Source organism: Nocardia sp. NPDC059180 (assembly GCF_042754945.1).
Classification (GTDB): Bacteria; Actinomycetota; Actinomycetes; order Mycobacteriales; family Mycobacteriaceae; genus Nocardia.
In genome coordinates this window covers 230,870-249,345 of the sequence record NZ_JBHZBU010000005.1, presented here as the reverse complement: position 1 = coordinate 249,345, position 18,476 = coordinate 230,870, and the positions used below count along the sequence as shown (strand labels likewise).

The window sequence follows — 18,476 nt, the reverse complement described above, 5'->3', positions numbered from 1 at the left end:
CGGGCCGGGCATCCTCGATATCGCCCTGCCCCAGCCGGTCAGGTCTCCATCCGGATCGGTGCGTAACGAAGAGTGATGGCGCTGCCGGTTCCGCCGCCGACACTGAAGCGAGTACGGGAGTCGCAGGCGATCAGCTACAGCTGGGAGGCGAAGAACAGATCGACGCACGCGATTTCATGGGCACGACTTGACTTCCCACGCCGATTCCGTGCCGCTGCAGCGTGAACCACACACCCGCCGGCGCCGGGATCCCCGCGGGGAGCTGCGTCGCGGTCTCGCCTTCAATCCGGTACCGGTCGGCGAAGCCGTCTCGGATCGGGATCGCCTTCGCGAACACCGTGTGACCATCGACCAACGCCAGCCGGGACGCTTGGGGCGCGGACCCGCTGCACCTGTCGGTGGTCTTCAGGCTGTTCGACGCCACTGCAATGCGCTGGATGCCAACGCCCCACCAACTCTGAGCGACACTCACGCCGCCGAATCTTCGGATTCGATGTCAACCCGAGCACCGAACGGCCTAAACGGCACCGACGGCCACTCACGTTCACGCCGAAATTGCTTCAGTTCCCGTGAACTCGAGGAGTTCAGTGGGCGTTGGAGGACGATGACGTCTTCGTGGGCGATGAGGTGGATGGGTAGTCCGGCGGTGCGTTGTTTGGTGATGAAGTCGCGTTGGAAGAAGGAGGTCCGGGCGATGAGGTCGCCGTCGATGAGGCGGCCTAGGAGTGCGACGCAGCGTTCGACGGGGGTGAGGCCGGCAAGGGTGGCGCAGGTGATGAGGTGGGCGGGTAGGTCGACGAGTTCGGCGTGTTGGCGCCAGGGGCGGGCGGTGATGACGACGTGGCCGCCGGGCCGCAAGTAGGGGGTGAGGCCGGTGAGGATGCGGGTGAAACCGGACAGGAGTCGGCCGAGGCCGAGGTTGGCGAGGTTGCCGCGGTCGAGGACGGCACCGTAGCGGTGGTTGTATTTGTGCACTCCTTCGCCTGGTTTGACCCGAACTTGGCCGTGGGTGGAGTCGCCGTAGGGCGGTGAGGTGATGACGAGATCGACGCTGTCGCGGTAGTGGTCGGGGATCAGGGTGGGCAGTTTGCGGGCGTCGCCGGTGTAGACGGTGGCGTGGTGGTCGAGTCCGTGATCGCGGGCGAGGTCGAGGTTGGTGCGGGCGATGTCGGCCCAGCGGGTTTCGTATTCGACGCCGATAGCGCGCCGGCCCGCATGGATGGCTTCGACGAGGGTGGTGCCGATACCGCACATGGGGTCTAGGACCAGGTCGCCGGGTCGGGTGTAGTGGGTGATGGCGTGGGCGGCGACGGCGGGCAGCATTTTGGCGGGGTGGGCGGTGCTGTCGGGGTGGTAGCGACCACTGCGTTGGGATGCTGGGGAGGTTTGGGCGGTGGCCCATACCGACACCGGCTGCGTGATGTGGTTGGTGGTGTCGGCGGGTGTGGGGTTGCTGGTCATGGCGGGCCTTTCTGGCATCGGTTCTCGGTCGGGTGGCCGGGGTGGTGGTGTCAGCGGGCTTGGAGGAAGACCAGAACGTCGGTGTGCACGACCTGGTGGCGGGGAGTCGGGCGGGCATCGTTCGGTGGTGGCGTGGGGTCGGGGGTGATGGTGTCGTTGTGGATGGGGGTGGCGACGATGTGAGAGAGGTAGAGCAGGTCGCAGGTTTGGGCGGCGTGCACGATGGAGCCGGTGGTGTCGAGGAGGGTGCCGTCGCTGGCGTGGGTGTTGCGGGTGAGCACGGTGAGGACGCCGCCGGCGCGGAGACGCTGCGCGGCGAGAGCGGCGAGGCGGTCGACGACCGGTTCGCCGGGATGTGTGGGTAGGAGGCTGGCGAGGATGAGGTCGGCGTCCGCGTTTGGCTCGTGTCCTGCGGCAGGGGTGTCCCATTCGGTGAAGATCGGCAGGATCGCTGTGTGGCGCCCGAGTGCTTCGATGGCGCTGTAGGGGCCGGCGGCTGCCGCGGCGGTTCGGGTGTGTGCTCGCGGTTGGTGGTGTGGGCTGATTGGTGTGGCGAGCAGGACGCGGTCGCCGGGTTGGCTGAACTCGGTGGCCGCGCGCGTCACGATCGGTGCGGGCCACCTGTCGGCGCGGTTGATGGGGTCGGGTCCGGCGGCCCAGATGGTCGACGGGACCGCCTGCTTGCGCGGGTTGCGGTGCGCGCCAGTGGTTGCGTTGTGGCGTGGTGAACGATCGTGTGCGGGTGTGGGCATGAGGAACGCTCCTGGCGTCGAGGAATGCGGGTGCATCCCTTCGACTCCGGAGGGGACGACGGTTTTCAACATCCGGTGACAGGTGAACGGGGCGGACTCGTCGGCTTCCTTCGATGGGGTTGAGGCGAGGTGGATGACGGGTTCGGCATGCCCGCTCCCGTGCTCGAATCCCGGTTCGTTTCGTCGACTTCTGATGACACGGATCGCCACGGTGGCGCCACCGGATCGACACAAGTGCAGGTAGCGGGCGTGCGCGCCAGCGGTGGGTCGACCGATTCGGGTGTGGCCGCTGCTGGTTGGTGTCGGGGTGTGTGGTGGACGGCCGGTGGTTGTTCGGTGGCGTTTCGGTGGCGTGGGTTGTGTGACCTGGTTCGGCCAGATGTTGTTCTCGCCGATCTAGGGAGCCGAGATGGATGCGTCGAATCGGGGGTTGCCCCACCACCACCGGGGGTACCGGTCGGGGTCGCCGTTGGGGGTGATGCGGGCAGCGTTCGATCGGATGGCCGATGAACCGGTGCCGCCCGGTGTGGCGAGGGTGGGGCGGGAGGTGTCGTGGGGCGAGCTGCGGGAGCTGCTGCTGGATCCGGCCGTGCCGATCGAGGTGGTGGACGCGATATGGGTGCGGTTGATCGAGCGGTCACGCCGTGATGGTGAGGCGGCGGTGGTGGCGTGTGTGGGGGTGGCGCTGCCGATGTTGGCCGGTCTCACGCGGCGGGTCGCGAAGTTCTGGATGCGCTCGCGCGAGGACGTCGAAGCGACGGTGGTGGCGGGGTTCGTCACGGAGTTGACGCGGGTGGATCTGGGTCGGCCGTATGTGTTGCACCGCATCGGGTGGGCGACCTACCGATGCGCGCGGGCGTGGGCGCTCGCCGATCAGGCCGCGCCGCGCCCGGACGCCGACCTCACCGGTGCCGGCGATCACCACACGGCCGGACAGCATCTCGGGACCGCACCGGCCGGGCACCCGGAACTGGCGCTCGCCGACGCTGTCGCCGAGGGCGTCATCACAGTCAAGGCGGCGGAGCTGATCGCGGCGACCCGATTGGAGCGGCGGTCGCTGACCGTGGTCGCCGCGGAGCGTGGCGGCTCCTACAAAGCACTGCAGCAGGTGCGACGCCGCGCCGAACGCAAACTCGCCACTTGGCTCGCCGAACGCGCCCGCGACCACGACGAGCATGCTGCCCCGTCGCCCAACCATGTCGTTGCTGGCCGTGAACGTGGCGGCGTGCTCCCGCGTGGCCAAGGCCGGATGTCGGTGTTGAACACGGACCCGCCAGACGGTGTGTGCGAGTGCGGGCGTTCCTCGGCAGACCCCGCGCAACCAGCTGCCATGGAGGTGGATCGCCGATGCGCATAACACGTTCGTCGTTGAAGTTCTCTGCTCGATCCCATCGGATCCTGCGCCACAGCGCCGGCGTTCTCGCGGCAACGGGGCTGGCCATCGTGGTGTGGGTTGTGGCCGCGGGTTCTGCTGGTGCGCAGCCGGTGTCGGTGCTGGCGGTGGCGGATTCGTTCGAAGAGGTTCTCAACAACATCCGCGACTGGCTGGTGGGGATCCTGGCGTTGATCGCGACGGTGTGCCTGACCATCGGCGGTGCCCGATATTTGATCGCATCCGGCGACCCCGGCGAGGTGGAGAAGGCAAAGACCGCGCTGAGGGGAGCGTGCATCGGGTTTGCGCTGGCGATGCTGGCCCCGGTGGTCGTCGAGGTCTTGAAGTCGATCGTGGGTGCTTGACCATGGCCCTGCCACCCTTCGGCCGTTGGCCACCGAGCCCTGGACGGCGACGCGTTCTCCTGGCAGCGTTCACCACACTTGTGATCGTGGTGTGTGGGAACGCGATCGCCGCCGCCCAACCCAACGACGTGCCACCAGCGCCCGCACCGACTCCCCCACCGACCGCAACGACCGCCCCACCCACCCCGACCCCGGCCACTCCGCTGCCGGGACCAACGGACCCGGCAACTCCCCAGTCGCCGACAGCTCCTCGGTTTCCGATCACTCCCACCTTCCCGACGTCGCCGGATGGTTCGTTCGGGTCTGGTGAGCCCGATTGCGGTGTTCGGGATATCGGCGGGTGTGTGCAGCGCGCGATCGATGGGTTCTTCGAGCGGATGGTGGATTCCGCGCTCAATCCGCTGCTGGAGTTGCTGTCGGGGACGCTGCTGACCACGCCGGAGCCCGACGAGTTGCCGCGCAGCGGTGAGTTGTGGTCGCAGTCGTGGCAGCTGGTGTTGGCGATGTATGGGCTGCTGGTGATGGCCGTCGGGGTCTTGCTGATGTTGTATGAGGTCGCCCAGACCCGGTGGGGTGTGCGAGAGCTGCTGCCCCGCATGGTGGTCGGGTTCATCGCGGGCGCGATGAGTATGACCATCGCCGGGATGGCGATCCGCTTCGCCAACGCCCTGGCCTTGGCGCTGGCGGGTGAGGGCGTGGAACCGGACTCGGCGGGGGTCGCGCTGCGCGAGCTCGCCTCGGTCGGTGGCGGCGCTCCGGCGGTCCTGTTCAACCTGCTGCTGCGCACAGCGCTGGTGATCGCGGTGACTGTGCTGCTGATCGTGTATGTGATCCGAGTCGCGATCACCGTCGTGCTGATCGTCGCGGCCCCGCTCGCGCTCATGTGCCACGCCCTCCCGGGCGTGGACGGTATCGCGCGGTGGTGGTGGCGGGCGTTCGCGGCGTGTCTGGCCATCCAGATCGTGCAGTCGCTGCTGCTCATCACCATTCTGCGGGTGTTCCTCACCCCCGGCGGTTGGGGACTTTTCGGAGCCAACCGCGACGGCGCGGTGAGTCTGCTCGTCGCGCTGGCGGTGATGGTGCTGTTGATCAAGGTGCCGTTCTGGCTGCTGTCCTCGCTCAAACTCAACTCCGGACGCTCGTTCACCGCGACCGTCGTCAAAAGCTACCTCGCCTACAAGACCTTCGGGCTGCTGCGATCCGGCGAGAAAGCCGTCGGCTCCGCACTGCGGCCGCCGCCACCGCAGCGTCCTCGCGGCCCCGCCCTCCCCCGCACAACGGGCCGCACTGCCGGTGGACCCACCACGCCGGATCCGTATGCGCGGGTGCGCGCGACCCGCGATGGCCAGCTGATGCTGCCGCTGGACGGCGTCCACCGCACCCGCCGCAGCCCATCACCACAACCGCCGCCTCAGCAGCAGGCACCGGCACCGGCACCGGCGCGTCGGCGTAGTCCGGCCGGTCGTCAGTTGGCGTTCGATTTCACTCCACCAGACCCCTACAAAGGCACCCGTGCGCGCCGCGACGGCCAGTACCAGCTGCCCATCCCGGTCCAGCGGGTGCCGCGAGCCGCGCAGCCAGCGCCTGACCCGGTGTCGCCGACGAGGCGGCGTGGCCTGCGAGGCCGCCAGCTGGCCTTCGATTTCGACCCGCCCGACCCCTACGCCCGCGTGCGGGTGGGCCGCGATGGCCAGTACCAGCTGCCGATCCCGGTGCAACGGGTGCCGCGCGCGGCCCGCCCCGCACCACCACCGCCGCTGCCGCCGCCGGTGGAACCACCTCGCGGGCGGCAGCTTCATCTGCCGCTGCCGAATCTGCCTGTTCCCCGCCGCAATCGGCGCACACCCGGAGGAGGATCTCGATGACCACCTCGATTCGTATCCCGGCCGACGTCGACCGCCGCGACCGCATCATCGGCCCATTCACCGCCCGCCAACTCGCGATCCTCGCCATCACCGCAACGCTGGGCTACCTCACATGGACCGCCACCCGGCCCCTGATCCCACCGCTGGTGTTCGTCGCGGCCACGGTCCCGATCGCCGCCATCGTCGCGGTGCTGGTCCTCACCACCCGCGACGGGCTCACCGCCGACCGACTCCTGCTGGCCGCGATCGGGCACACGCTGCGACCCCGCCACCTCACCACCACACCCGCGACCGGCGTGCCCCCGCACTGGTTGACCGCCAACGCCACACACCGACCGAAAGCGCCTGTCGCGCAGCCGCTGTCCGAGCGTGATGCGCGACTGCCGGAGTCGGTGACCACCACTGGCGGTGACCAGGTCGGTGTGGTCGATCTCGGTGGCGACGGCCTGGCCGTGGTCGCCGCTGCGGGGACGGTCAATCTGTCGCTGCGGACCGGCGAGGAGCAGCAAGCGCTCGTCGGCCAGCTCGGTGGCTGGCTGCACTCACTCGCCCAGCCGGTGCAGATCCTGATCCGTTCCACCCGGCTGGACCTGTCCGGCCACATCGCCGGACTCCGCCGCGCGACCGAAGACATGTCCGACCAGCTCGCGGTCACCGCCCACGCTCACGCCGATCACCTCGCCGACCTCGCCGCCATCGAAGACCTGCTCCGCCACCAAGTCCTGCTGGTCTGGCGCGAACCCCTCGACCTCGGCACCATGCCCGTCGCCGGGCTCGGCGGACCATCGTCGGCGATGGTGCTCGGCTGGTGGTTCTCGCGCCACCGTGCCCATCACACGGTGACCTCGGCCGCGCGGCGCTCCGCCGAAGCCCGGTTGCTGCGCCGACTCGCCGAAGCCCGCGAGCTGCTGACACCGCTCGGGATCACCATCACCGCACTCGATGAACTCCAAGCGAGTGCTGTCCTCGCCGGCGCCTGCAACCCCGGCTCCCTCATCGCGGCCTCGGCCGACACCGCCCTACGTGGAGCCGTCATCACCCGAGACGAGTCAACCAGCGCCGAAATCACCGCACCGTCGGACACCGAAACCGATATCGACGAACCCGCTACTACCAGCCGCGGCTGGTTCGGGTTGCGCGGCAGAGGTTTCCGTCGCACCGCCGAGTCGCCGTTCGCACCGGAGTCGTTGACGATCGGGGCGCGGCATCTCAAGGTCGGCTCCGACTACCTCGCGACCCTGGCGCTCACCGGGTATCCGCGGGAGGTCGCGCCGGGCTGGTTATCACCGCTGCTGACCCATCCAGGCCGCCTCGACGTCGCCGTGCACATCACGCCGGTGGATCCGGCGACCGCCGCCGCGCGGCTTCGCCGCCAGCTCGGGCGCCTGGAATCGACGCGGCTGCACGACTCCGGGCACGGCCGCGTGAGCGATCCGCAGGTCGAGGTCGCCGTGGAGGACGCCGCGGATCTGTCCGCGCGGGTCGCGCGCGGCGAGGGCCGCCTCTACAGCGTCGGCATCTACCTGACCGTGCACGCGAGCTCCGAAGCCGAACTCGCCGACGAAATCGCCGCCGTCCGTGCACTGGCCGCGAGTCTGCTCATCGACACCTGCCCGCTCACCTACCGCGCCGTACCCGGCTGGACGGCCACCCTGCCGGTGGGTCTCGACCCGATCGGGTTGACCCGCACCTTCGACACCGACGCCCTCGCCGCGGCGTTCCCGTTCAACTCCCCGCAACTGCCCGTCGACGACCCGGTCGCCGCCGCCATACCCACCGGTGTCCTGTACGGCCGTGACGCCGCGGGTGGGTTGCTGTTCTGGGATCGGTTCGGCACCGAGCAGCACAACCACAACGCCGTCGTCCTTGCCCGCTCCGGAGCCGGCAAGTCCTATCTGGTGAAAGCGGAGATCCTGCGGTCGCTGTATCGCGGGATCGAGGTCATCGCCATCGACCCCGAAGACGAATACCGGCCACTGGCCGATGCCGTCGACGCCACCTACCTGCCTCTCGGCGCCCCCGGCGTGCGGATCAACCCATTCGACCTCGACATCCACACCCTCACCGACGGCCGCCGCACCGCCCCCACCGACGCACTCGTGCGCCGCAAACTGTTCGCCCACACCCTGTTCCGGGTACTGCTCGGCGAACAGAGCGCGGCGCAGCGCGCGATGCTCGACACCGCGTTGACCGCCGCCTACGTCGCGACCGGCATCACCGACGACCCCACCACCTGGACCCAGCCCGCCCCGACGCTGAGCTCTGTGCGTGAGCAGCTGATCGCCGGCGGTTCAACCGTCGGTGATGACCTCGCGGCGGCGTTGTCGCCGTTCGTCGAGGGCGGGGCGTTCGCCGGGCTGATCGACGGACCCACCACGACCTCACCCGACGGGGCGATGGTCGTGTTCTCGTTGCGGGAGTTACCGGATGAGCTGAAAACGATCGGCACCCTCTTGGCCCTGGACCTCACCTGGCGGCGCGTGTCGAACCCGGCGACGCGGCGGCCTCGGCTGGTGACCGTGGACGAGGCGTGGTGGCTGATGCGCCAGCCCGCCGGCGCCGAATTCCTGCTACGTGCGGCGAAGTCGTTCCGCAAATACTGGGCCGGGCTCACCATCGCCACCCAGGACATCGACGACGTCCTCAGCAGCGACCTCGGCACAGCGATCGTCTCCAACGCCGCCACCCAGATCCTGTTACGCCAAGCCCCCCAAGCCATCGACGACATCGCCGCCGCGTTCTCCCTCTCCGACGGCGAACGCCACTTCCTGCTCTCCGCCGGACGCGGACAAGGACTCCTCGCCACCGGCACCCACCGCAGCGTCTTCGCCACCCTCGCCTCCCCCCTCGAAAACGACCTCATCACCAGCGACCCCAGCGAAATCGCCGCCACCACAACCAACAACACCGCCACCGACCAAAACACCGAGGGCTACCTCCACACCGACGGCGAGGACGGGTTCGTCGAACTGCGAGACGAGAACCGATGAGCACCACAGCGAACCCATCGCAGGGCTGGCTGTCTCGGCTGCTGACCGATCCGGGCACCGTGCTCGGCGCATTCACCGACCCGGGTGCGCTGGTCCAGGCGCTCTGCGAGCCGAGGACGCTCCTCAGTCTCGCGGCAGTAGCGGTCGCCGCGCTCACCGTGATCCGGCTCGTCGACCGCCTGCGGCAGGCGCGCATGTCCCGCGACGCGCGGGAAGTGGTGGTGCTGGCTCCACCAACCGTTGACCCGGCGGGCGCGGCGGCTTTGTGGTCGCACTTGATCGGCCTCTTGCGGCCGCGCTGGAGACGGCGAATGTTCGGGCAACCCCATCTGGGGATGGAGTACATCGTCACTCCAGCCGATGGGGTGAGGATCCGGCTCTGGGTGCCCGGCACGGTTCCGCCGGGGCTGGTGGAGCGGGCGGTCGAATCGGCGTGGCCGGGCGCACGGACCGGCACCGAACCCGCCCGACCGCCGCTACCTGCCGCCGCTGTCGGGCAGCGGCGTGTCCTGGCCGGGGGTGAGTTGCGGCTGGCTCGCCCCGAGTCGTTGCCGATCCGCATCGATTACGGCGGCGGTGACCCGGTGCGCGACCTGATCACCGCCGCGGCCGACCTCGACCCCGACCATGCCGCCTGCGTGCAGATTTTGGCCCGCCCGGTCACCGGCCGCCGCGTCCGCCGCATCCCTCACCCCACCGCGACGGGCGGCGAGACCACGAGAAGGGTGCTGATCGAGCTGCTGGATCTGCTCATGCCCGGCCCAGCCCGTCGAACCGCACGGCGCGTTCCGTCGTCGGTTGCGGCCGGGGATAAGCAGGCCGCGCTGGAGGTGAGTGCCCGGACTCGGGCGGCGGCGGACAAGGCGCGCGGCTCGCACTGGGACACCGTTGTGCGCTATGCGGTCGCCGCCGTGGTACCCGCCGACGCCGACCGCGCCACCCTCACCCGTGAGCGGGCCGTCGTACGGGGGCGGGCGCACGCGTTGGCGGCGGTGTTCGGGTCGGCCACCGACCACAACTACTACCGCCGCCACCGCCGACCCCACCTCGCTGGGGTCCTCGACCGGCGATGGCTGCGGCGCGGGGACCTGCTGTCGGTGCCGGAGTTGGCCGGGATCGCGCACCTGCCACACGGTTCCGGGATCCCCGGCTTGCAACGTGCCGGAGCCCGCGCCGTGGGCCCGGTCGCCGAGATCGCCACCGGCGGCCCGCACACCAAACCCCTCGGCGTCGCCGACACCGGAACCGGACGGCCGGTCGCGGTGCGGGTGGCCGATGCCCGCCATCACCTGCACGTCCTCGGCGCCACCGGCGTCGGCAAATCCACCTTGCTCGCCCAGATGATCCTCGACGACGCCGAGTGCGAACGCGGCTTGGTGGTCGTCGACCCCAAAGGCGACCTCATCACCGACATCCTCGACCTGCTCCCCGCCCGCCACGCCGAGCGCGTGGTGCTCTTCGACGCCGACTCCCGCACCCGACCACCGTGTTTGAACCCGCTCGACACCCGCGACGCCGATATCGATCTCGCCGTCGACAACCTGGTCACCATCTTTCACCGCATCTACTCCCAGCATTGGGGGCCACGCACCGACGACGTCTTGCGTGCGAGCCTGCTCACTCTGTGCGCCCAGCCCGGCGTCGCCACCCTCGCAGACCTCCCCCGATTGCTCCTGGAAGAACCCACCCGCGCCCGACTCACCCGCACCATCAAAGACCCCGTCCTGAAAGGGTTCTGGACCAGCTACGACGAGATGGGCGAAGCCACCCGCGCCCAAACCATCGCCCCGCTGCTGAACAAACTCCGGGCGTTCTTGCTGCGGCCCTTCGTCAAGGCAGCTATCGCCGCCGGCCCCTCGACTGTCGACCTCGCCGACGTCCTCGACCACGGCGGCATCTGCCTGGCCCGACTCCCGAAAGGCTCCCTCGGCGAGGAAACCGCACGCCTGGTCGGGTCCCTGCTCGTCGCCCGCACCTGGCAAGCCACCACCGCCCGCACCCGCCACCCCGGAACCACCCGCCCCGACGCCAGCCTCGTCCTGGACGAGGCGCACAACTTCCTCAACCTGTCCACCCCGGTCGAGGACATGCTCGCCGAAGCCCGCGGCCTCCGACTGTCCCTCACCCTGGCCCACCAAAACCTGGGACAGCTCTCCCGTGAACTGCGGGAAGGCATTTCCGCCAACGCCCGCAACAAGATCATCTTCTCCGCCTCCCCCGACGACGCCCGCGCCCTGGCCCGCCACACCGAACCCTGGCTGTCCAGCCACGACCTGGCCAACCTCGACGCCTTCCACGCCGCCGCCCGCCTCCTTGTCCACGGCCAACAAGCCCCACCGTTCACTCTCACCACCCGCCCACTCCCCGACCCTGTACCCGGGCGCGCCCGCACCATCCGCACCGCACAACGCAACCGCCGTCACTCGGCCTCGGCGACCACCACATCCGGTGCACCCCCGGCGATGAAGAAGATGCGCGGCGATCCGCGCTAGTCCTGACCTCGTCGCCCGGCTCGCGTGTGGAAGGACCCATCTCGATGATCAACCGACCTGCCCGTCAGACAAGCCTGCGCCCGGCCCGCCGCTCCGCCACGCTCCCGGGTTCCGAGCACGCGGCGCTGGCCATGCGGCTCACCCGCCGGGACCGGTGGATCCTGCGGATGCTGCACGAGCACCGCGTCCTGACCACCCCGCAACTCGCGGTGCTTGCGTTCCCGACACTCAAGATCGCCCGCCGCCGCCTACTGCTACTGCACCGCGCCGCCGTCATCGACAGATTCCGCCCATTCCGCGCGGCCGGAAGCGCGCCCGCGCACTGGGTGCTGGCCCCAGCCGGAGCCGCGGTGCTGGCCGCCGAGATCGGCGTCGACGTCCGCGATCTCGCGTATCGATCCGAGCGCGCAGTCGCCATCGCCCACAGCCTGAGCCTGGCCCACACCGTCGGCGTCAACGACTGGTTCACCCGCCTCGCCAACCGCCACCACCAAGACAGCGGGCTCACCGCCTGGTGGTCAGAAACCCGCTGTCAACGCCTGTGGGGCGACCTCACCCGCCCCGACGGCTACGGCCGCTACACCCATCGCGGCCACACCCTGGACTTCTTCCTCGAATACGACCTCGGCAGCGAAAATACCGGCCAAGTCACCCGAAAACTCCATGGCTACGCCGAACTTGCCCGCACCACCGGCATCACCACCCCACTGCTCATCTGGACCCCGAGCGCCGACCGGGAAACCCACCTGCGCCATGCCCTCACCATCAGCCACCGCAACCTCCCCGAACCTGGCGCTGTTCCGGTCGCGACCGCCGCCGCCGACCTGCTACACCACGTCAGCCCGTCCGCGAGTCCCGCCGACCGTGTCTGGCTGCCCCTGGAGTCCGCCGCAACCGGAAGGCTGCGGCTGCACCAGCTGGCCGCCGCCTGGCCCCACCTCACCGTCGCGCCGCAACAGAACACCGCTACCACCACCGATTCCCTCGACCCCGGCCCGCATCAGCTGCTCCCGGCGCCGCCGCCGCTTCCGCCCCGCGACGAGCCGCTGTGATGCTCAAAGCCCTCGCCGCAGGTTGCTCTGCGGTCGTGTTCACCGTTGTCGTCATCGCCTCGGTCGTCACCACCGTCGTCGTCTTCGACCACAACACCGGCCCGCTCACCCCGCCCTCGGCAGGCGGTGGCTCCACGTCCGTGCCGAGTCCCGAAGCCATCACCGACATCCCCTCGGACATGCTGGTGCTCTACCAGCGGGCCGTCAGCGTCTGTCCCGGCTTGGACTGGTCGGTGCTCGCCGCGATCGGCAAGATCGAAACCGACCACGGCCGCGCCCAACTCCCCGGAGTCGCCGCCGGGGAGAACTTCGCCGGGGCCGGCGGGCCGATGCAATTCCTCGCGCCCACCTTCGACCAAGTGGTATCCCGCCGGCCCATGCCGCCCGGCGGCGCGAGCCCGCCCTCGCGGTACAACCCCAGCGACGCCGTCCACGCTGCCGCCTACTACCTGTGTGACTCCGGCGCGCCTTCGGACATGTACGCGGCGATCTGGACCTACAACAATGCCGACTGGTATGTCCGGAAAGTCCTCGACCAGGCCGACCGCTACGGCACCCCCGCCCCTCCACAACACCGTCCCGGCAGCGGCGACTGCGCCGATATCCGCGCAGCCGACCCCGCCGCGATCACCGTGATCGGCTTCGCCTGCGACCAGCTCGGAATGGACTACGTGTGGGGCGGCAACGGCCCCGCCGACGGCGGCTGGGACTGCTCCGGACTCACCAAAGCCGCGTTCGCCGCCGCCGGAATCACCCTCCCCCGCGTCGCCCACGACCAATACCACGCCACCACCCCCGTCCCCGAGGACCAACTCCAACCAGGCGACCTCGTCTTCTACGGCACCGCGGCCAACCTCCACCACGTCGGCCTCTACGTCGGCGCCGGAAAGATGGTCAACGCACCCACCTTCGGACAACCAGTCCAAGTCGCTCCCTATCGGTGGGAAGGCGACCAGTATTTCGGCGCGACACGCCCCCTCTCCCACCCGGCCTCACCCGGTGGCAGCCAGCAACTCTGACCACCAGCGAAGCCCGGAGCGCCGATTCCGCACCCGATCCTTCGAGAGGACACCGCCATGGCGACCCGCAAGACGATCAGCACACTCGTCGACAACTGCCACCAGCCGCAGGGAAGCCCGCACCTCGTGCACCGGATCGAGCAAATCGAGATCCCCCTCACCACCCGACCACAGGAATGCGAGCACAAAGACTCCCTGTGCCCACGCCGCTGCGCCCAATGGCGGGCGAGCACCTCTTCACCGAACGCCTTCCCTGGGAACCACGCCGGCACGTGCACCCCACCGAGAATGAATGACCTAAGTTCCCTTGACTCCCTGAGTTCTCAATAGAACTAGGGGACCTGTTGCGTGGGAACGCAATCCGCGAACCCAGCGGCGGAACCGAATTCGATATCACCGAAACAATACCTCCGACCAGCGTCAACGGAACGCCCGGGAATTCATTTCACCAATCAGCTTGACATTCACCGGCGTATCGAGCGTCCATGAATACGGGAACCCCACGCACCGGAACCATCCAGGTGCCACGGGCAACCGTCCCGGCCGGGACATGACCCACCCCACTTTCCAACTCGAATAGCTGAGGAACAGTCATGCCCACAAACACCATGATCGAACCCGCGACCGCCAGCTCGCCCGAACTGCGCACCGATACCGAGAAAGCGCTCTGGGACGCGCTGGGCACCTACCCCGGCCACACCGCCGCCCAGCTGGCAAAAGCCGCTGAAATCGGCGCATCGACCGCACGCAAGACCTTGGCACGCTGGGCCGCCGACAACTTCGCCCACCGCGACACCAACGCCGACGACCCCCGCTCCGCCGACACCTGGTCCGCCACAGCCACCCGCCCCGACACCGAATCGGTTGCGCTCGACACGACCACGATCGACACCGACCCTGTAGCCGCGAGCGAGCCCGGCGAAACCGCCACCGAGACAACCGCTCCCGAAGTTCGGGATACCGAACCAGCAGACGAGGGCACTAATCCGACACCTGAACAGGACCAGGAGACCAAGTCGGACAAGCTCCCACCCGGCGGGCTGCGTGGACGGGTCGAGGACTACCTGCGCGACCATCCCGGCGAATCGTTCACCCCGCACCAGATCGGCAAAGCCCTCGAACGCTCCTCTGGCGCGGTCCACAACGCCCTGGTCAAACTCACCGACACCGGCGTCGCCGACCAAACCAATGACGCGCCGAAAAAGTTCGCGCTCAAGCCGTAGCGCTGAACAGCCCGAACCGGCGAGACGACCACCACCGAACTGGGAAGGACCACACGGTTCTCCCGGTTCGAATTCAGACACCAATTCCACACCCCGGCTCACCTATTCCGAACACGAGCGGGATATCCACCCCCAATTTCATGGTTTCGAAAGGGATTCATCATGTCCAATGAGGCGACGACATCACACGAGATCGCGGCGACCGAGACACACCCCTACCGCGTCATCACCGAACCGGTCCCCTATTGGGACGACCTGTTGCTGACCGTCTACGCCATCACCACAGACGGTGAACGGATACGAATCGGCGCGATCCGATCCGACGACGGCACGCGGTGGCAATGGCTGGACAAGGCCAGCGAACTCCCGGTCGGCCCCGAATTCCCCACCGCCAGCGACGCCGCCGACGCCATGGCCGCCAACGCCTACGCCGCATGGACAGCGTCCTGGAACAGGACCCCCACCAACCGAGACACCCCAGCCGTCTAGGCGGCATACCCAGCGACAGACGCACCCCGCGACCAGTTTCGGTCGCGGGGTGCGTTTCCCGTATCCCGATCGGGGCGCGTATCGCGCTAGACCAGCAGTATCCCGGCCGCCACCTCGCCCACATCCCAGACACGCCGAGGAGCGAAAACACCGAGCCCGCTATGGCTTCCAACGTGCAGGCATGCCCACCGTGGGTTCTTTGCGCAGGGACAAGAAGGGACTCTCCACGGGGGTGCCCGGCCGAGGGGCGCGCCTGGTTCCCTCGGTGCGGCTGGTGTTGAAAAGCGCCCGGTGATCGGGAGTCCCCACTGTGCAGGAGCAACTCCTCGCACCTGGGACTTCTCGACCTTCGACAGGAGCGCCGATGTTCAACCGATACCGCGCCCGAACCAGGGCGCGTCACCACACGCTGCCCGTGCGATGGATGGCGGGCGCGCTGACCGTGGCCGCCGCCGTCACCGCCGCGACGATCGCCATCAGCGGTACTGCAACCGCCGCACCGGCCGACCCGTGCCCCCGGTTCACCGCCGTGCTGGCACCCGGGACCGGTGAAACCACCCCGGTCGCCGACCCCATCCGTCCCGCCGGGCTGCTGAGTCCCATCGGAGACGGCTTGCGTGCCCGCTATGGCAAAGATATCGACATCCGCTACCTCCCCTACGCCGCGCTTGCGGTGCCCTACCCGGTCTCGGCGTCCGGTGGTTCGACCGCTTTGACACAAATGCTCACTGATCTGTGCGCCACCACCCAGGTCGTCATGGCCGGGTACGCCCAAGGCGCCGACATCGTCGGCTCGGTCGCCGCCTCGATCGGCCAGGGCCGAGGCCCGCTGCCCGAATCCCGAGTTCTGGCTGTCGGGCTGGTGTCCGACCCCCGCCGCAACCCCGACACCCCGCAACTCGGCGAGCCTGTCACCGGACAAGGCGTCGCCGGCCCCCGCGACGACTTCGGCGCCCTCGCCGACCGAGTACGCACCGTCTGCGCGGCCGGCGACCTGTACTGCGCGACCTCGCCCACCGACTCGCCGATCTTCTCCGCCCTCGGTGGTGCCTTCACCGGAAGCCCTGCCCTGCAAAGCATCACCGACACCTTCGCGACCGGGCTCAGCGGTGGCCTCGATCCGGCTTCGATCACCCGGCAGGTATTCCTCGTCCTCGGTGGCCTCACCGAGTTCGCCGCGAACGTCCCTGCCATCGTCGACGGCCTCGTCCAACTGCCCCAGAGGCTCGTCGTGGGCGATATCCCCGGCGCGCACCGGATCAGCGGCAAGCTGAACAACGCCTTCAGCCCGCTGATCCGCATGGCCGATCAAGTCGACCTCCACCTGGCGGCTCGCGCCCTGTCCATGGCCGCAGCGATGGACCCCAGCGGCTGGACAGGCATCGCCGCCCAAATCGTCGGCATCCTCGCCCGCGTCGACGTCGCACGAGTCGCCCACGCGGTCGGTACCGCCCAGGACATCGCCTGGCGCGCCGCCGGAAAACTCGCCGCGGGCGACCCGATCGGTGGCGGCATCGAACTCACTGGGCTCGTCCCCGTCGCCGCCGACCTCGCCGCCACCGCAGCCTCGGCGCTCACCGGCACCGGCGCCAGCCAGATCACCAGCCTCGCCACCGAACTCACCCACCCCACCGATCCCGCCACCGGCAAAGCGCTCGCCGGCCTGACCCGCGAGGGCACCGCAGCCGCCGAGTTCTACACCTCGGGCTTCCACCAGCTCGGCTACGACAACCCCGTCCGCCAACTACTCGACTGGCTCACCACCCGAATCGACGCGACCAACTAAGCGGACTCGCGTTCACTCCCGCTCTCCTTGCTGAGGGCGGGAGTGAATCTTTTCTTGCACTCGAGCAACGGCGGCCAGAGAACTGTGGACCGTCGGGGGTTCCATATGACCCAGACAGATACCCAGATACGAGTCGGTCGGACCTGGCGGGGCGACCAAACAGGACGCGGCTGGGTATGGTGTACAGATCTACCTGGCGCGGCGGCGGCCCCGAATCTCGATCACCTGCTGTCCTTTGCGTGGGAGGCGGCGGATCGAGAACTGCTTGGTCGCGGCGATCAGTTTGATATCGGATGGATAGCCCCACCGCTGCGGCATCCAGCTCGGATCAGCGTGTTCGAGTGCGCTTGATACCGCCGAGATCGGCGACCAGCCGTTGGCGTGAGCCGCTGCGGCTACCGACTCGTGCAACAGCTGCATTAGCCGTTCGTCGGCAACCAGCTCGGCAGCACTGCGGCGGCCTACCGTGATCGCGAGGATCCGCTGGTCGACGTCACGGCGCGCCCCGCCAGAGCCCGAGCCCGGTTGCAGAATCTCGCCCACCAATAAGGCAGCAATCCGGCATGCTTTGCGATGGTGAGGGTCTCGGAGACGGCCGAGGACTCGCCCGAGCACCACGAGGACCTGTTCCCATACCGACTTGTTCGCAAGCGCGACGCTGTTCGTGCGGAACAGAAGCAGCTGACGGGCCTTCTCGGTCGAGTCCGGCGGACAAACCAGACCGTCGCAGTGCATCGGTTCGTACGCTTGGGGCGCTGTGTCAGGTGGCGTCAGCATCCTCACCTGATCGTGGTGGTGACACGCCCGGGCAGCGGCGGGAAGCACGGACTCGAGCCATTCCACAGCAAGGCCCAGGTACTGCCGGCGAGCATCACAGAGGAAGCCTTCTCCAGGCCAGTAGACTTCGAAGTCGGCTTCGAGCAGCGCCTCGTGGATCAGCCTGTTTGCGGTGCTGGTGAGGGCCAGTACGCGAAAGGTGGTCAGCAGTGCGACAGCCGCATCGGCGGGGTCGGTTGCTTGCATCCGGTCCATGGTGGAGTGCAGGGCATCCAGCGCAGTGACATCGATCTTTATCGGGGCCCGGCCATCCTCGCCTTCCTTCGGGTCGCACTCGCCGGTGCTGCGTTGCAATGCTTCGGTGTACCGCAGGTTCTGTTGAACAGCCAGACGGCGGGCGCGGCGCTTGCTTCGGGAGCTGCCCTTCTTCGGCATCGGGTTCCGTTTCCGGCAAGGGTGCCCACGCCGCCCTGCCATGACGAATCGTGCCGACGGGGAAGGGAACGATCAGCGCGGGCCCCTGGGAGGACCTTCATTCATCGACGTCGCCACCCGGCGTGGGCGGAGCAACTGAACTGAGCATGCGCGGCCTGCTCGCCACACACAATAGCGTCACCGCACTAGCTTCCGCCGGTGCATATATGGCGCGCCGTGTTGGGGAAGCGCCCGATGTTCGACGGATGAGGTAGGTCGGTGACGCCACATCGCCCGGCACGCCGCTGATGCCGTGGGGCCGCCCCCGGGTGGGGGGGCCCCCGCCCCACCCCGGGGGGGGTAGCCCGGGGGGCGGGTGGCCCCCGCGCTGTGCGGGCGGGACAGTGGGCCGGCGGGGT

13 protein-coding genes are annotated in these 18,476 nt (G+C 68.8%); 10 read left to right on the top strand and 3 right to left on the bottom strand.

Annotated features, from left to right (window positions below):
* Positions 1 to 468 precede the first annotated feature (468 nt).
* Together ACFXNW_RS18315 and ACFXNW_RS18310 are read right to left on the bottom strand one after the other, a co-directional pair.
* On the bottom strand, positions 469 to 1,461 hold the full coding sequence (locus ACFXNW_RS18315; RefSeq protein WP_379418888.1) for a TRM11 family SAM-dependent methyltransferase: 993 nt from the start codon (positions 1,459 to 1,461) through the stop codon (positions 469 to 471).
* Positions 1,462 to 1,511: 50 nt separating this feature from the next.
* Positions 1,512 to 2,213, bottom strand: coding sequence for a hypothetical protein (locus ACFXNW_RS18310; protein WP_379418887.1), 702 nt, complete (start codon positions 2,211 to 2,213; stop codon positions 1,512 to 1,514).
* 499 nt (positions 2,214 to 2,712) lie between these two features.
* Here ACFXNW_RS18310 and ACFXNW_RS18305 point away from each other — a divergent pair, with 499 nt between their 5' ends.
* The 10 genes from ACFXNW_RS18305 (at position 2,713) to ACFXNW_RS18260 (ending at position 16,866) form a co-directional block, all read left to right on the top strand.
* Positions 2,713 to 3,570, top strand: a complete 858-nt coding sequence (locus ACFXNW_RS18305; protein ID WP_379418886.1) for a hypothetical protein — start codon at positions 2,713 to 2,715, stop codon at positions 3,568 to 3,570.
* Positions 3,561 to 3,950 (top strand): pilin, encoded by a 390-nt coding sequence (locus ACFXNW_RS18300; protein WP_379418885.1) that lies wholly within the window; start codon positions 3,561 to 3,563, stop codon positions 3,948 to 3,950. Before ACFXNW_RS18305 ends, ACFXNW_RS18300 begins: the two co-directional genes overlap by 10 nt.
* A 344-nt stretch (positions 3,951 to 4,294) precedes the next feature.
* Positions 4,295 to 5,815 (top strand): hypothetical protein, encoded by a 1,521-nt coding sequence (locus ACFXNW_RS18295; RefSeq protein WP_379418884.1) that lies wholly within the window; start codon positions 4,295 to 4,297, stop codon positions 5,813 to 5,815.
* Positions 5,812 to 8,805: a PrgI family mobile element protein gene (locus tag ACFXNW_RS18290; protein ID WP_379418883.1), complete on the top strand. Its 2,994-nt coding sequence runs from the start codon at positions 5,812 to 5,814 to the stop codon at positions 8,803 to 8,805. Before ACFXNW_RS18295 ends, ACFXNW_RS18290 begins: the two co-directional genes overlap by 4 nt.
* Positions 8,802 to 11,297: a type IV secretory system conjugative DNA transfer family protein gene (locus tag ACFXNW_RS18285; protein ID WP_379418882.1), complete on the top strand. Its 2,496-nt coding sequence runs from the start codon at positions 8,802 to 8,804 to the stop codon at positions 11,295 to 11,297. The genes ACFXNW_RS18290 and ACFXNW_RS18285 overlap by 4 nt, the downstream gene beginning before the upstream one ends.
* Before the next feature lie 44 nt (positions 11,298 to 11,341).
* Entirely contained in the window at positions 11,342 to 12,349 is a 1,008-nt protein-coding gene (locus ACFXNW_RS18280; protein WP_379418881.1) for a replication-relaxation family protein, read from the top strand.
* The gene (locus ACFXNW_RS18275) at positions 12,349 to 13,368 is read left to right on the top strand and encodes an NlpC/P60 family protein (protein WP_379419087.1); all 1,020 of its coding nucleotides are present in this window, start codon (positions 12,349 to 12,351) and stop codon (positions 13,366 to 13,368) included. The genes ACFXNW_RS18280 and ACFXNW_RS18275 overlap by 1 nt, the downstream gene beginning before the upstream one ends.
* 593 nt (positions 13,369 to 13,961) lie before the next feature.
* The gene (locus ACFXNW_RS18270; protein WP_379418880.1) at positions 13,962 to 14,591 is read left to right on the top strand and encodes a hypothetical protein; all 630 of its coding nucleotides are present in this window, start codon (positions 13,962 to 13,964) and stop codon (positions 14,589 to 14,591) included.
* 162 nt (positions 14,592 to 14,753) lie between these two features.
* Positions 14,754 to 15,080: a hypothetical protein gene (locus ACFXNW_RS18265; protein ID WP_379418879.1), complete on the top strand. Its 327-nt coding sequence runs from the start codon at positions 14,754 to 14,756 to the stop codon at positions 15,078 to 15,080.
* 364 nt (positions 15,081 to 15,444) lie between these two features.
* The gene (locus ACFXNW_RS18260; protein ID WP_379418878.1) at positions 15,445 to 16,866 is read left to right on the top strand and encodes a cutinase family protein; all 1,422 of its coding nucleotides are present in this window, start codon (positions 15,445 to 15,447) and stop codon (positions 16,864 to 16,866) included.
* A gap of 189 nt (positions 16,867 to 17,055) precedes the next feature.
* On the opposite strand, the gene ACFXNW_RS18255 is transcribed toward ACFXNW_RS18260, so the two are convergent.
* The gene (locus ACFXNW_RS18255; RefSeq protein WP_379418877.1) at positions 17,056 to 18,078 is read right to left on the bottom strand and encodes a hypothetical protein; all 1,023 of its coding nucleotides are present in this window, start codon (positions 18,076 to 18,078) and stop codon (positions 17,056 to 17,058) included.
* Positions 18,079 to 18,476 lie beyond the last annotated feature (398 nt).

Excerpts from the sequence above, each read along its gene's own strand:
- ACFXNW_RS18315 (WP_379418888.1), bottom strand. The coding sequence starts at position 1,461 with ATGACCAGCAACCCCACACCCGCCGACACCACCAACCACATCACGCAG.
- ACFXNW_RS18310 (WP_379418887.1), bottom strand. The coding sequence starts at position 2,213 with ATGCCCACACCCGCACACGATCGTTCACCACGCCACAACGCAACCACT.
- ACFXNW_RS18305 (WP_379418886.1), top strand. The coding sequence starts at position 2,713 with ATGGCCGATGAACCGGTGCCGCCCGGTGTGGCGAGGGTGGGGCGGGAG.
- ACFXNW_RS18300 (WP_379418885.1), top strand. The coding sequence starts at position 3,561 with ATGCGCATAACACGTTCGTCGTTGAAGTTCTCTGCTCGATCCCATCGG.
- ACFXNW_RS18290 (WP_379418883.1), top strand. The coding sequence starts at position 5,812 with ATGACCACCTCGATTCGTATCCCGGCCGACGTCGACCGCCGCGACCGC.
- ACFXNW_RS18285 (WP_379418882.1), top strand. The coding sequence starts at position 8,802 with ATGAGCACCACAGCGAACCCATCGCAGGGCTGGCTGTCTCGGCTGCTG.
- ACFXNW_RS18280 (WP_379418881.1), top strand. The coding sequence starts at position 11,342 with ATGATCAACCGACCTGCCCGTCAGACAAGCCTGCGCCCGGCCCGCCGC.
- ACFXNW_RS18275 (WP_379419087.1), top strand. The coding sequence starts at position 12,349 with ATGCTCAAAGCCCTCGCCGCAGGTTGCTCTGCGGTCGTGTTCACCGTT.
- ACFXNW_RS18270 (WP_379418880.1), top strand. The coding sequence starts at position 13,962 with ATGCCCACAAACACCATGATCGAACCCGCGACCGCCAGCTCGCCCGAA.
- ACFXNW_RS18265 (WP_379418879.1), top strand. The coding sequence starts at position 14,754 with ATGTCCAATGAGGCGACGACATCACACGAGATCGCGGCGACCGAGACA.
- ACFXNW_RS18260 (WP_379418878.1), top strand. The coding sequence starts at position 15,445 with ATGTTCAACCGATACCGCGCCCGAACCAGGGCGCGTCACCACACGCTG.
- ACFXNW_RS18255 (WP_379418877.1), bottom strand. The coding sequence starts at position 18,078 with ATGCCGAAGAAGGGCAGCTCCCGAAGCAAGCGCCGCGCCCGCCGTCTG.